Genomic DNA, 14,571 nt, shown 5'->3' with positions numbered 1-14,571 from the left:
ATGCGTATCTGGGCAATCGCCAACCAAAAGGGCGGCGTCGGCAAGACCACCACGACGCTGGCATTGGGTCGCGGCCTGGCCGCGCTCGGCCACCGGGTATTGTTGATCGACCTCGATCCGCACTCCTCCCTCACCCGCGCGTTCGGTGTGGCGATCGACCCGCCGCCGCGCGGTGTGCTGGACCTGTTTGGCACACCGCCGAGCGACCTGGCCAGCCTGGCCCATGAAAGCGCCATCCCCGGCCTGTCGTATGTGTGTGCACAAGCCGCACTGGCCACGCTGGAACGCCGCAGCGCCAACCAGCCCGGCCTGGGCCTGGCGCTGCAGAACGCGATGACCCGGCATGCCGGCCAGCACGACTACATCCTGCTCGACTGCCCGCCCACGCTCGGCCTGCTGATGATCAACGCCCTGGCCGCCTGCGACCGCGTGGTGGTGCCGACCCAGGCCGAGCCGCTGGCGCTGCATGGCCTGGCCAGCATGGTGCGGACTGCCGACATGGTGCAGCGCTCGCGTCGCCGCGCGCTGCCGGTGTCGATCCTGCCGACCCTGTTCGACCGTCGCACCCGTGCCGGCACCGAGACACTCAAGGAGATGCAGGACACCTATGGCGCCGTCGTCTGGGAAGACGCGGTGCCGGTGGATACCCGAATCTGCAATGCCGCCGCACTGACCGTTCCCGCCACCGGCGGCGACTACCAGGGCCGCGGCCTGTCCGCCTATCGCCGCGCGCTGGAATGGGTGCTGGCCGATGACGCGATGCGTATGGAGCAAGCTGCATGAGCAACCACACCGCCAACGGTGAGCTGGACGACTATCTGGAAGGCCTGTTGCACGATGCCGGCGTCGAGATCCCCGCCCCGGCTGCTGCGGCCACTGCCGCCCCTGCTGCCAGCGAAACTCCGGCGCCTGCGGACGCAGACCTCGCGCTGGCCGAGCCACCGGTACAGGCTGCCGCGGCTCCCGAAGCCGCCGCTGTGTCGGAAGCGGCGACGTCCAACGCGATTGCCGCGGTGCTGAGCGCCGACGCGATCGCCGCCGACTTCCTGGCCGAAATGGATGCCGACCCGGCCTTCGGGCCGCCGGTGGTCGCCGCGCCCAGCGCCGCGGACATCGCTGCCGACTTCCTCGCCGAAATGGATGCCGACCCGGCCTTCGGGCCGCCGGTGGTCGCCGCGCCCAGCGCCGCGGACATCGCTGCCGATTTCCTCGCCGAAATGGATGCCGACCCGGCCTTCGGGCCGCCGGTGGTCGCCGCACCCAGCGCCGCGGACATCGCTGCCGATTTCCTGGCCGAAATGGATGCCGACCCGGCCTTCGGGCCGCCGGTGGTCGCCGCGCCCAGCGCCGCGGACATCGCTGCCGATTTCCTGGCCGAAATGGATGCCGACCCGGCCTTTGCCGCCGCAGCACCCAGCCCGTTCATGAGCACCGCCGACCTGATGGCCGAAATGGACGCCGACCCGGCGTTTGCCACCGCTGCCGCCGGCGCGGACCTGCTGGCGGCCGATCTGCTGTCGGAGATGGATGCCGACCCGGCCTTTGCCGATGCTGCACCCGCCCCGCCGGCACCCGCTCCTGCACCGCCGCGCCCTGCACCGGCACCGCACCGCGCACCGCCGTCGCCGATCTATCCGCAAGGCCTGCAGGCGCTGCTGGCGCCCGGCCAGGCCGAGCACATCCAGGCCGAGCGGCGCGCCAGCGAACGCAGTACGCGCTGGCTGCGCCTGCGCTGCGGCGAGCAGACCTACGCGCTGGAATTGCTCAAGGTGCAGGAAGTGGTGCTGCCGGTGCCGCTGCTGCCGTTGCGCGGCACCGCCAGCGCAATGCTCGGCATCATGAACCTGCGTGGTCAGGTGGTGCCGGTGATCGACCTGGGCATGCATCTGGGCTCGGCACCGATCGACATGGATCTGCAGACGCGTGTGGTGGTGCTGGAAGAAAACGGCGAAACCATGGGCCTGCGCGTGTCGGCGGTGGAGGATGTGACCAGCCTGACCGATCAGCAGATCGAGCCGCCGGACAACGCCCGCCTGTGCCGCATTTCCAACAACCTGTTCCGCGGCGTCGCGCGGCTGGGCCATCAACCGATGATCCTGCTCGATGCCAGCCATCTGCTGCATTGATCCAGCGTGCAGCTGACGCGCACCTGCACGCGCAACGATTCAGCGTTAAAGCTTTCCCGCCCCCCGCCGTTAGTACGCATAGAACCATCCGTTCGGAGCAACAATGAGCACAGTGACATTGGGTGAGGATCTCGGCATCGAGACCAGCGCCGACCTCAAGCAGAAGCTTGCCGCGTTCCTGACCCAGGACGGCGACCTGGTGCTCAATGCCGGCGACGTCCGGCGCATCCATACCGCCAGCGTGCAGTTGCTCTGCGCCTTTGTGCAGAGCCGCCGCCAGGCGGGCTTGCATACCGAATTCGATGGCTGCAACGACACTTTTAGAGATGCGGCCCGTCTGCTCGGCGTCACCGACGCGCTCGGACTTTCCGCATCCAATGACAACCTGAAATCTGTGGAGAACGCCGCATGAGCGCACGTATCTTGGTGGTGGACGATTCGGCGTCAATGCGCCAGATGGTCTCTTTCGCCCTCACCTCTGCCGGCTTTGCCGTCGAAGAAGCCGAGGACGGCGCCGTTGCGCTGGGCCGCGCGAAGGGCCAACGCTTCAATGCGGTGGTGACCGACGTGAACATGCCCAACATGGACGGCATCTCGCTGATCCGCGAGCTGCGCCAGCTGCCGGACTACAAGTTCACCCCGATGCTGATGCTCACCACCGAGTCGGCGGCCGACAAGAAGTCCGAAGGCAAGGCCGCCGGTGCCACCGGCTGGCTGGTCAAGCCGTTCAATCCGGAACAGCTGATCGCCACCGTCCAGAAAGTTCTGGGTTAATCCTTACTCGCTTCACCATCGGATCTCACGCCCATGAGCATGGACCTGCAACGTTTCCACGCCACCTTTTTCGAGGAAAGCCGCGAAGGGCTGGACGCGATGGAGGCCGGGCTGTTGTCCCTTGAAGAGGGCAACCGCGACCCGGAAATCATCAACTCGGTGTTCCGCGCCGCGCACTCGATCAAGGGCGGCGCGGCCACCTTCGGTTTCGAAGCCGTCGCCGGCCTGACCCACGTGCTGGAGACGCTGCTGGACGAGCTGCGCTCCAACAAGCGCCAGCTCGAACCCAATGCGGTCGATGCCATGCTTGGCTCGGTCGACGTGCTGCGCGCCCTGCTGCGCGAAGCCGAACACGGCACCCCGGCCGACCCGGCCGCGGTCAAGGCCGTGCATACCCGTTTGAACGCCGTGCTGGCCGGCGAAGCGCCGACCGCCGCGGCGGTCGCCAAGCCGAAGGAAGAAGAACCCGAGGCCTGGCATATCGGGTTCACCCCGGCGCCGTCGCTGTTCATGAGCGGCAACGACCCGCTGCGCATCATCCGTGAGCTCGAGCACCTGGGCCCGCTGCAGATTGCCGCACGCCTGGAGCGCATGCCGGGCTTTGAGAACATCGACCCGCTGGAAGCCTACCTGGCCTGGGATCTGGGCCTGATCGGCAAGATTCCGCGCAGCAAGATCGAAGACACCTTCGCCTGGGTGGTGGACGATTGCGAGCTGGACATCCGCCCGATGGCGGTGCCCGGCCCGCCGCCGAGCCTGGCCGTCGAAGCCACTGTCGCGGCGCCGGTCGCTGTCGCTGCGGCACCTGCCGCTGCTGCCGAACCTGCGGCCGCTGCTGCTGCCACGCCGGCCAAGGCCGCCGCTGCCGAAGCAGAAACCTCGATCCGCGTCAGCGTCGACAAGGTCGATGCATTGATCAATCTGGTCGGCGAGCTGGTCATCACCCAGGCCATGCTCAAGCAGGTCTCCACCGGCCTGGATCCGGCGCATGCCGAACAGCTGTTCGCCGGCCTGGATCTGCTCGAACGCAATACCCGCGACCTGCAGGAAGCGGTCATCGGCGTGCGCATGCTGCCGGTGGATGCGGTATTCCGCCGCTTCCCGCGCTTGGTCCGCGACCTCTCCAGCCGCCTCGGCAAGCAGGTGCGCCTGCGCACCATCGGCGAAGGCACCGAGCTGGACAAGGGCCTGATCGAAAAGATTGCCGATCCGTTGGTGCACCTGGTGCGCAACTCGATCGACCACGGTCTGGAAATGCCCGATGCGCGTCGCGCCTCCGGCAAGGACGAGACCGGCACGATCACCTTGGCGGCCTCGCACCAGGGTGGTCATATCGTGATCGAAGTCAGCGACGACGGCCGTGGCCTCAATCGCGCCAAGATCCTGGAAAAAGCCGCCGAACGCGGCATCGCCGTGCCGGACAACCCGACCGATGCGCAGGTGTGGGACCTGATCTTCGCACCGGGCTTCTCCACCGCCGATGCCGTCACCGACCTGTCCGGCCGTGGCGTGGGCATGGACGTGGTCCGCCGCAACATCCAGGGCCTGGGTGGCGAAGTGCAGCTGGAAAGCAATGCCGGCAGCGGTACCCGCGTGCTGATCCGCCTGCCGCTGACCCTGGCCATCCTCGACGGCATGACTGTCTCGGTGGCCGGCGAAACCCTGATCCTGCCGCTGGCCTATGTGCTCGAAGCACTGCAGCCGGCACCGGAAGACATCCGCTCGATGGCCGGCGACGGCCGGGTGCTGCGGGTGCGCGGCGAATACCTGCCGATCCTGTCGCTCACCGATTACTACGGCTTCGGCGGGCAGCAGTCCTCGCAGGAACCGCTGGTGGTGGTGGTCGAAGGCGATGGCCAGAAGATCGCGCTGGAAGTGGACGAACTGCTCGGCCAGCAACAGGTGGTGGTCAAGAACATCGAGAACAACTATCGCCGCATCCCGGGCGTGTCCGGCGCCACCATCCTGGGCGATGGCCGGGTCTCGCTGATCGTGGACATCGGTGGGCTGGTGCGCTCGCTGCGCGTGCCGCAGGCCGCCTGAGTCAGTACAACAACTGCGGCACGGACGCCGCATCGCAACGCCTGCAATACCTGTAACACCTGCAACACATCCAACACCATGGTGTGATGTTTCCGGCGGTCTGGGGCCCGCCGGCAGCGCCGAACCCGCGCGGCAGGGCACGACCCGCGGGGTGTCCTGGCCCGCGGCCATGTCCGACTCAGCGACCGTCCTGGCGCGTCTGCCCGCTTGCAGACGCCAACGCTGCCCATTGATCTCTGTACGCACGAGATGACTTCGATGAACTGGTTCCGCAATCTCGCCGTTGCCCGCAAGCTCGCCGTTGCCTTTTCCATTACCGTCCTGATCACGCTCAGCCTCGGCGTATTCGCGCTGACACGCATGCAATCCAGTGCGCATCTGCTGCGCGAGATCGGCTATACCTGGGCACCGGCGGTGCAACAGCTCAGCGAAATGCGCGCGCTGCTTGGCGAATTCCGCACCTACGAGCTCGCGCAACTTGCGCACGCAGACGACCCGAAGGCGGTGCAGAACTACTTCGAGCGCATGGACAAGGCCCGCAGCGAGGTCGAGATCGCGCAGACTGCGTATGCCAGGACCACGCAGCCGGGCAAGGAGGCCGAGCTGTACGAGGCGGTCAAGCAGAAGCTCGCCGACTACTACAAGGCCAACGCGGCGCTTGGCGCAGCCGTGCGTGCCGGCGACCTGGTCACCGCCAACACCGTGTCCGACGAGCAGTCGCGCCCCGCACGTCGGGATCTGTTCGCCAAGCTGGTGGAGCTGACCAAGTTCAATACCGCGCAGATGAATGCCGAAATCGCCATGGCCGAAGCGGCGTATCAAACCTCGGTGCGCATCATGCTCGCAGCGATGACGCTGGCGGTGCTGCTGGCCGCGTCCGCAGGCTGGTTCATCGCCCGTAGCATCGCCGGGCCGCTCGGTCGCGCCACGCGGGTGGCCGGCGCCATCGCCCAAGGCAAGCTGGATAACGCCATCCATGTCGACAGCCGCGACGAAGCGGGCCAGCTGCTGCGCAGCATGCAGGACATGCAGCGACAACTGCAGGCAGTGTTGGCGGCGCAATCGGAAATGGCGCAACGCCACGAGGCCGGCGAGATCAGCTACCGCATGGATCAAAGCGCATTTCCGGGCGATTACGGCACCATGGTGCACGACACCAACAGTCTGGTCGGCTCGCATATCGCGGTGAAGATGAAGCTGGCGCAGATCATGTCGCGCTATGCAGTCGGCGATCTGAGCCAGGACATGGACCGCCTGCCCGGCGAAAAAGCCGTGCTCAGCCAGACCATGGATACGGTCAAGCACAACCTGTCGGCGATGAACAGCGAGATCAGGCTGCTCGCACAGGCCGCTGCAAACGGCGACTTCAGCGTGCGCGGCGATGCGCAGCGTTTCCAGTACGATTTCCACGCGATGGTGGACAGCCTCAATCAGCTGATGGCCACCGCCGATGCCAACCTGCGCTCCCTGTCGACGCTGTTGCAGGCGATTGCCGCCGGCGACCTGACCGCACGCATGCACGGCCAGTTCAACGGCGTCTTCGCCCAGATGCGCGACGATGCCAACGCCACCACCGAGCAACTGGCCAGCATCGTCGGGCGCATCCAGCAGGCCGCCGGCTCGATCAATTCGGCCGCCAGCGACATCGCTGCCGGCAACCAGGACCTGTCGCAGCGCACCGAGCAGCAGGCGGCCAACCTGGAAGAAACCGCCGCCTCGATGGAAGAGCTCACCTCCACCGTGCGGCAAAACGCCGAGCATGCGCGCCAGGCCAACCAGCTGGCGATCGGCGCCGCCGCAGTGGCCTCGCAAGGCGGCAGCGTGGTCGCACAGGTGGTCACCACCATGTCCGGGATCGAGGTGTCTTCCAAGAAGATCGCCGACATCATCAGCGTCATCGACGGTATCGCCTTCCAGACCAATATCCTGGCCTTGAACGCGGCGGTGGAGGCGGCGCGTGCCGGCGAACAGGGGCGCGGGTTCGCCGTGGTCGCCTCGGAAGTACGCACGCTGGCGCAGCGCTCGGCCGGTGCGGCCAAGGAAATCAAGCAGCTGATCGACGATTCGGTCGGCAAGGTGGCGCAGGGCTCGGCCTTGGTGGATCAGGCCGGCAAGACCATGGCCGACATCGTGTCTTCGGTGCAGCGCGTGACCGACATCATGGGCGAAATCTCCGCCGCCTCGCAGGAGCAGTCGGCCGGCATCGAACAGGTCAACCTGACCGTGACCCAGATGGACGAGGCCACCCAGCAGAACGCGGCATTGGTGGAGGAAGCCACCGCCGCTGCGCGCACGATGGAAACACAGGCTGGCCAGCTGTCCGATGCGGTGGCGATCTTCAAGATCCAGCCGCATGCTGCGCTGTCGCCGGCAAGCCGCCAACCCGCCCCGCGGCATCTGGCCGTGGTTTAAGCCAAACGAGGCTGCCTTCGTCCCCTCCCCAGGGACTGCATGCCACTGTCGTGCGCGGTAACAAGCAACCGCGCTGTCGGGTCTGGCACCTCTACATCGACACCCGAAACGCCCCGATCCTGTCGGGGCGTTTTGCCATGCGGCAGCGACTCACGGACGCACCAGACCACCCCTGCGATCGCCAGGCAATGCTGCCGTTGGTCGAAAGGTGATCAAGCACAAGCTTCGGCGGCCGATACCAGGAGCAATGAGGGCTGCCTGGCCCGCGCTACGTCCAAGGAAGTCCGCATGCCTACCGTCAACTCACCACGCTCTGCCCGCCACATGCTGGGCTCGGTGTTCGCCGTCGCACTGCTGGCTGCCAGCGTCTCATTGCCGCCGTCCTTCGCAGCGCCGGCCGCGCCGGTCTCGGTCCTGCTGGACAACGTGCCGATGAACGCGCTGCAGTCGCTGGCCATCGACCTGGTGCAGTTGCGCGACGACCAGCGGGCGCAGCTTGCCGCAGCGCACGACCCTGCCCGCATCGAGGCCTATGACGAGCGCCTGGGCAACCTGCGTCAACGCATTGCACGGCATGCGGGCTACTTCCAGGCCAGCGCGCCGCAGGGCGAACAGGCGCGCCAGTTCGCGCTGGTGCAGCAGCAGTTGGGTCACTACCTGGCGCAACATCGGCAGGCCAATCGCGCCCTGCACGATGGCGACCTGCAGTCTGCGCAGGCCCTGTCGCTGGGCCATGCCGGCGACACGCGCCAACTGCTGTGGACCGAACTGCAGACACTGCAGCAGTCGGTAGCCAGCGTGGGCAACACGCAACGCAACTGAGCACTGCCCGCGCTGCGAGCCCGGTGGCCGCAGCGGCGTTGCAGCATTCCCGGTTAGCCAGCCCTGCGCTGCGCCAAACCACGCGGCCTGCCACGCAGGTGCGCGTGCATCCTGCCCTGCCCGGCTGATCCCGGTGCCGCATGCCCTGCGCGCACGGGTGCGCGCAATCGCCGCACGGCCCCGGCAATCGGATGACATGCCCGGCGTACAGCTACCGCCGCCTCGAAAACCGCTGAAAAGCCGCCGTCGGACCGGCTGTCGCGCAGTGCTCAACATTTTGGGGATTAGGTCGCTATTCGACTTATCCCGGTCACATTCCTTTGCTGGATACCTGCCATGACCTTCAAGACCACGATTGCAAACACGCTGGCCAACGTTCCGCTGAAGCGCAAGTTTCTGGCGCAGACCGCACTGGTGGCGCTGGGCATCATCGCGCTGGCGGTGATCGCCGCCCGCATGCAATACGTGGATCTCACCGATACGCGCCGCGACGGGCTCAAGAGCCAGATCGAGATGGCGATTGCGGTGGTCAATGGCTACGCCGAGCGCGCCGAGAAGGGCGAGATGGACGTGGACAGCGCCAAGAAAGCCGCGCTGCACACCTTGTCCACCATGCGCGCACGTGGCGGCGTGGATTACATCTACGTCACCGACCAGACGCCGGTGATGCTGATGCACCCCATCCGCCCGGATCTCAACGGCAAGCCGCTCAACGATGTGCTGAGCCCGGACGGCAAACGGATTTTCCCGGCCTTCGTCGCTGCGGCGCAGGCCGGCGGCGGCTACGTCGATTACGCCTGGGCCAAACCCGGCGAAAAAGAGCCGGTGCAGAAGACCTCGTACGCCGCGCTGTACAAGCCGTGGGGCTGGGTGATCGGCACCGGCGTATATCTGGACGACACCCAGTCGCAGGCGCTGGCCTTCACCGGCGTCGTCACCCTGGCCGGCGGCGTGCTGGTGCTGCTCAACCTGCTGGTGGGCTGGCTGATCGGCAATTCGATCCTGGAGCCGGTGTCGCGTGCGCTCGCCGCCATCAAGGGCGTGGCGCGTGGCGACCTGAGCGTGCGCACCGCACAGCACGGCAGCGATGAAATCGGCCAGATGCTCAAGGCCACCGACGACATGGTGCAGACGCTGGAGCGCTTCTCCGCGCAGACCAAGGTGATGGTGCACATGCACGCCGGCGAAGACGTCGGCCACCGTATGCCCACCGATTTCCCCGGTGTCTACGGCGAGCTGGCCGGCGGCATCAATACGATGATCTTCGAACACCTGGACGCCATCATCGATGCGATCGGCATCCTCAACGAGTACGCGCAAGGCGACCTGTCGCGCGACGCCGCGCGCCTGCCCGGCACGCGTGCGGTGCTGCACGAAGCGATGGATGCGGCCAAGGCCAGCCTGCTGGCGATCAACACCGAGATCAAGCGCCTGGCCCAGGCCGCGGCCAATGGCGACTTCAGCCAGCGCGGCGATGCCACGCGCTTCAAGCACGACTCGGCGCGCATGATCAACGACCTCAACGCGATGATGGAAGTCAGCGACCGCAACCTGGGCAAGCTGTCCGAGCTGCTGGCCGCGCTGGCCGAGGGCGACCTCACCGCGCGCATGGACGGTCAGTTCCACGGCGTGTTCGCACGCATGCGCGATGACGCCAACACCACGGCCACGCAGCTGGCCGGCATCGTCGGGCGCATCCAGCAGGCCGCCGGTGCCATCACCGGGTCGGCCAGCGAGATCGCCGCCGGCAACAACGACCTGTCGCAGCGTACCGAGCAGCAGGCCGCCAACCTGGAAGAAACCGCCGCCTCGATGGAGGAGCTCACCGCCACCGTCAAGCAGAACGCCGAGCACGCGCGCCAGGCCAACCAGCTGGCGATCGGTGCCGCCTCGGTGGCCTCGCAGGGCGGCCAGGTGGTCAGCCAGGTGGTGGACACCATGTCCGGCATCCAGACCTCGTCCAGGAAGATCGCCGAGATCATCTCGGTCATCGACGGCATCGCCTTCCAGACCAATATCCTGGCCTTGAACGCAGCGGTGGAAGCGGCGCGTGCCGGCGAACAGGGCCGCGGCTTTGCGGTGGTCGCCAGCGAAGTACGCACGCTGGCGCAGCGGTCGGCCGGCGCGGCCAAGGAGATCAAGCACCTGATCGACGACTCGGTCGGCAAGGTGGCGCAGGGGTCGGCACTGGTGGATCAGGCCGGCAAGACCATGGCCGACATCGTGTCCTCGGTGCAGCGCGTGACCGACATCATGAGCGAGATCTCCGCCGCCTCACAGGAACAATCGGCCGGCATCGAGCAGGTCAACCTCACCGTCACCCAGATGGACGAGAGCACCCAGCAGAACGCCGCGCTGGTGGAAGAAGCCACCGCCGCCGCCAACGCCATGCAGCAGCAGGCGCAGCAGCTTGACGAGGCGGTATCCAGCTTCCGCGTGAGCGCTGCCTCGTCGGCGCAGCGCGGCAGCGGCCGCGCTGCCGCGCGCGCGGAGGCCTTGCGCGTCGCCAGCTGATGACTGCCAGATCGTTCCCGCACTCCCTCCCTCACTTCGAAGCCACGCCCATGCCCTCGTCCCCCACGCAACCCCGCTCCGGCGGCAGTCTTGCGTATCGCCTGATGCTCGGCACCGCCGTCGCTGCGTTGCTGTGCTTCGGCCTCACTGCGGCGATCAGCTACTGGCAAAGCAGCCGCGCACTGATCGCCTCGGCACAGACCACGATGCAGAACGCGGCACGCTATCAGGCCGAGCAGATCGGCAGCGAGCTGGGGCAGGCGTTCACCACCGGCCAGTCGGTCGCCAGCGCCTTGCTGGCGCAGCGTGCGCACGGCGGGGTGAGCCGCGAGGCGGCGTCGGCGATCGTGCACGACCAGTTGCAGAACCATCCCGAATGGGTGGGCATGGGCACGTTGTGGGAGCCGCAGGCCTTCGACGGCAAGGACGGCGACTATGTCGATGCCGAGGGTCACGACAATACCGGCCGCTTCATGACCTACTGGGCCTACAACGGGCAATCGCTGATCCGCGAACCCCTGGTCGGTTACGAAAAACCCGGCGACGGCGACTGGAACCTCAAACCGCGCGAGCTGGGCAGGCAGATCGTGGCCGGCCCCTACGAGTACCAGATCGGCGGCAAGCCGGTGCTGATGACCACCTTGTCCACGCCCATCCGGGATCAGGGCAAGTATGTGGGCGTGGTATCGGTGGATTTCGCCCTGGCCGCGTTGCAGAAGCGCCTGAGTGCCTTGCGTCCGATGGACGACGGCTACGTCGAGCTGATCTCGCCCGCCGGGGTGATTCTGGCCTCGCGCGACGCTGCGCGGATCGGCAAGCCGGCCGACGGCGCCGACTATCGCGCGATGCTGGCGGCCACCAGGGCCGGCAAGGACTATCTGGACTTCACGCCGGATGCCGCCGGCATGGTCAGCGCCTATGTGCCGTTGCAGATCGGCCAGGCGCAGGAGCGTTTTGCGCTGGGCGTGGTGGTGCCGTATGCGGCGATCATGCAGCAGGCACATCGCCTGTTGTGGACTATTCTGGCGGTCGGGCTGGGCTCGGCGCTGGTGCTCAGCCTGGCGCTGTTCGTACTGTTGCGGCGGCAGGTGGTGGGTCCGCTGGACGCCGCGGCCAAGGTGGCCGATGCGATTGCCTCCGGCAAGCTGGACAACCAGATTGCCGCGCAGCGCCAGGACGAAGTGGGCCGCCTGATGGGCGCCATGCAGCGCATGCAGACCGACCTGCGCCAGCGCATTGAACGCGACGCACAGATCGCCAACGAAAACCTGCGCATCCGCACCGCGCTGGAACATTCGGAAATGGAAGTGCTGCTGGCCGACGAGCAGCACACTGCCGTGTTCATCACCGAGGCGCTGCACACCTCGTTCAAGGGTGGCGAAGCGGCATTTCATGCCAAGGGCCAGCAGGGCTTCAGCGCCGACGCGGTGGTCGGCAAACCGCTGGACTACGTGTTCGGCAGCGATGCCGAGGGCAAGGCGCGGTTGCAGCGCCTGCAGCAACTGCAGTCCACCACGCTGGAGCGCTACACCTTCGGCCCGGTGACGCTGGATCTGACCATGACCCCGCTCTACGCCGCCGACGGCCATCGCAGCGGCAGCATGCTGCTGTGGCGCAATGTCAGTGCCGAAGTCAGCACGCAGGCAGAGGTCGCCGCGCTGGTGCAGTCGGCCCTGATGGGCGACTTCGGCCAGCGTCTTGCGCTGGACGACAAGCGCGGCTTCTATCTGGAGTTCGGCCGTCAGCTCAACGGCTTGCTGGAAACCACCTCGCAAGGCCTGGAGCGCATCTCCCGCCTGCTCAGCGCGCTGGCCGAGGGCGACCTCACCGTGCGCATGGACGGGCAGTTCCAGGGCGTGTTCGCACGCATGCGCGACGATGCCAATGCCACCGTGGCGCAACTCACCGGCATCGTCTCGGGCATCCAGACCTCGGCCACGCAGATCAACGCGGCCGCCAGCGAGATCGCCGCCGGCAACAGCGACCTGTCGCAACGCACCGAACAACAGGCCGCCAACCTGGAAGAAACCGCCGCCTCGATGGAGGAGCTGACCTCCACCGTCAAGCAGAACGCCGAGCACGCACGCCAGGCCAACCAGCTGGCGATCGGCGCGGCCGATGTCGCCTCGCATGGCGGCGCGGTGGTGGCGCAGGTGGTCACCACCATGTCCGGCATCGAGGTCTCGTCGAAGAAGATCGCCGAGATCATCTCGGTCATCGACGGCATCGCGTTCCAGACCAATATCCTGGCCTTGAATGCGGCAGTGGAAGCGGCGCGTGCCGGCGAACAAGGCCGCGGCTTCGCCGTGGTCGCCAGCGAAGTGCGCACCTTGGCGCAGCGCTCGGCCGGTGCGGCGAAAGAGATCAAGCACCTGATCGACGATTCGGTCGGCAAGGTGGCGCAGGGCTCGTCGCTGGTGCAGCAGGCCGGCACCACCATGGCCGAGATCGTCGCCAGCGTGCAGCGCGTCACCGACATCATGGGCGAGATCTCCGCCGCCTCGCAGGAGCAGTCCAGCGGCATCGAGCAGGTCAACCTGACCGTGACCCAGATGGACGAGGCCACCCAGCAAAACGCGGCATTGGTGGAAGAAGCCACCGCCGCTGCACGCGCGATGGAGGAACAGGCCGGCCAGCTGACCGAGGCGGTGGCGGTGTTCAAGCTCAGCCATGCCGGCAGGCCGGCGGCGATTGCCCCTGCCGCCAGACCGGTGGTCAGCGCGGTTGCGCCATCCACACGGGCGCCGACCGACAAGAAACGTGCGGCGGTGACGCCGCGTCCCCCCACCCGCAAGTCGCCCGGCAGTGTCGCCGGCAACGACAGCCAGTGGCAGGATTTCTGAGTGCGGTGTCGGCAGCTGCGCACGCGCGCAGCTGCCGACACAGGATGAAGCACATCCACATCGTCCTATCGCGGACCTGACACGCGACCGCGTTCCCCTGCCCGGCTCCGGCCATCGGCCACGCTTAAAGATTCAGCCGCCGTTGCCGTTAGCGAGGAAGACATCGACTGCCTGCGCCCCCACCGTAGCAGCCGGTCCAGCAGCGCATGTGCCCGGTCGCCAGACCCGCGCATGCGCCCGGAGATTCGCGCGTTCCAGGGGTTGCCATGAAGCCATGCCTTGTTGCCAGCTGTATTGTGCTGTGTTGCGTCGTCGGCCATGCCCGCGCCGAAGATCCGATCGCCACCGACCGTCCTGATTTCGTCGAGTCCAGCCTCACCGTCGGCGACCGCCGGCTGCAGGTGGAAACCAGCGTCGCCTGGGAGCGCGATGCCTCGGTCGACGGATATTCCACGCCCACGCTGTTTCGCTACGGCCTCGGCCAGAGCTGGGAACTGCGGCTGGAAACCGACGGTTGGCAGCGCATCGACGCACCCGGCGAGGCCAAGGTGAGCGGCATGTCCGATGTGGCGCTCGGGGTCAAGCACCATCTTGCCGGGTCCGACGACGGCAAGGCCTCGCTGGCCTGGCTGCTGCATGTGGACCTGCCCAGCGGCGCCCGCGCCCTGCGTGGGCACGGTGCACGGCCATCGTTGCGGCTGGTGGCCGAATGGGAGCTCAGCGACAGCCTCTCGGCCGGAGTGATGCCCGGCGTGGTGTGGGACGACGATGGGCAAGGCAACCGCTACACCGCCGGCATCTTCGGTGCGGTGCTGGGCAAGGCCTGGAACGAGCGCGTGCGCTCCTTCGTGGAAGTGGCATTGCCGCAGGTCGCCAACAGCGAGGACGGCGGCACCGTGGCACTGCTCGACGTCGGCTCGGCCTGGCTGCTGAGCAACGATGTGCAACTGGATGCGGTGTACAGCCGCGGCCTCAACGATCGCTCACCGGATCACGCGCTCGGCGTGGGTCTGTCTTTCCGCTTCTGAAACAGGCCG

9 protein-coding genes and 1 pseudogene are annotated in these 14,571 nt (G+C 67.1%); all 10 read left to right on the top strand.

Annotated features, from left to right (window positions below; translation table 11 throughout):
- Nucleotides 1–783 carry a ParA family protein gene (locus ABQ039_RS09265; RefSeq protein ID WP_024937682.1) on the top strand — a complete coding sequence of 261 codons (783 nt, stop codon included), beginning with the start codon at nt 1–3 and terminating at the stop codon, nt 781–783.
- Nucleotides 780–2,126, top strand: coding sequence for a chemotaxis protein CheW (locus ABQ039_RS09260; protein WP_374057848.1), 1,347 nt, complete (start codon nt 780–782; stop codon nt 2,124–2,126). Before ABQ039_RS09265 ends, ABQ039_RS09260 begins: the two co-directional genes overlap by 4 nt.
- 103 nt (nt 2,127–2,229) lie before the next feature.
- Nucleotides 2,230–2,538 (top strand): lipid asymmetry maintenance protein MlaB, encoded by a 309-nt coding sequence (locus ABQ039_RS09255; RefSeq protein WP_024937684.1) that lies wholly within the window; start codon nt 2,230–2,232, stop codon nt 2,536–2,538.
- A complete protein-coding gene (locus ABQ039_RS09250; protein ID WP_002806565.1) occupies nt 2,535–2,900 on the top strand; it encodes a response regulator in 366 nt (121 codons plus the stop codon). Before ABQ039_RS09255 ends, ABQ039_RS09250 begins: the two co-directional genes overlap by 4 nt.
- Nucleotides 2,901–2,933: 33 nt before the next feature.
- Nucleotides 2,934–4,943 (top strand): chemotaxis protein CheA, encoded by a 2,010-nt coding sequence (locus ABQ039_RS09245; protein ID WP_065046977.1) that lies wholly within the window; start codon nt 2,934–2,936, stop codon nt 4,941–4,943.
- Between the two features lie 258 nt (nt 4,944–5,201).
- Nucleotides 5,202–7,346: pseudogene (locus ABQ039_RS09240) on the top strand (methyl-accepting chemotaxis protein); the annotation flags it as partial.
- A 297-nt stretch (nt 7,347–7,643) separates the two neighbouring features.
- The gene (locus ABQ039_RS09235; protein WP_184612057.1) at nt 7,644–8,177 is read left to right on the top strand and encodes a hypothetical protein; all 534 of its coding nucleotides are present in this window, start codon (nt 7,644–7,646) and stop codon (nt 8,175–8,177) included.
- 336 nt (nt 8,178–8,513) lie between these two features.
- The gene (locus ABQ039_RS09230) at nt 8,514–10,691 is read left to right on the top strand and encodes a methyl-accepting chemotaxis protein (protein WP_184612055.1); all 2,178 of its coding nucleotides are present in this window, start codon (nt 8,514–8,516) and stop codon (nt 10,689–10,691) included.
- A 50-nt stretch (nt 10,692–10,741) separates the two neighbouring features.
- Nucleotides 10,742–13,534, top strand: coding sequence for a methyl-accepting chemotaxis protein (locus ABQ039_RS09225; protein WP_349777830.1), 2,793 nt, complete (start codon nt 10,742–10,744; stop codon nt 13,532–13,534).
- Nucleotides 13,535–13,800: 266 nt separating this feature from the next.
- Nucleotides 13,801–14,562, top strand: a complete 762-nt coding sequence (locus tag ABQ039_RS09220) for a transporter (RefSeq protein ID WP_102257021.1) — start codon at nt 13,801–13,803, stop codon at nt 14,560–14,562.
- The last annotated feature ends 9 nt before the right edge of the window (nt 14,563–14,571 follow it).

Source organism: Xanthomonas sp. WHRI 6108 (assembly GCF_040202385.2).
GTDB classification, from domain to species: Bacteria; Pseudomonadota; Gammaproteobacteria; order Xanthomonadales; family Xanthomonadaceae; genus Xanthomonas; species Xanthomonas arboricola.
This window is presented reverse-complemented; position numbering and strand designations above follow the sequence as displayed.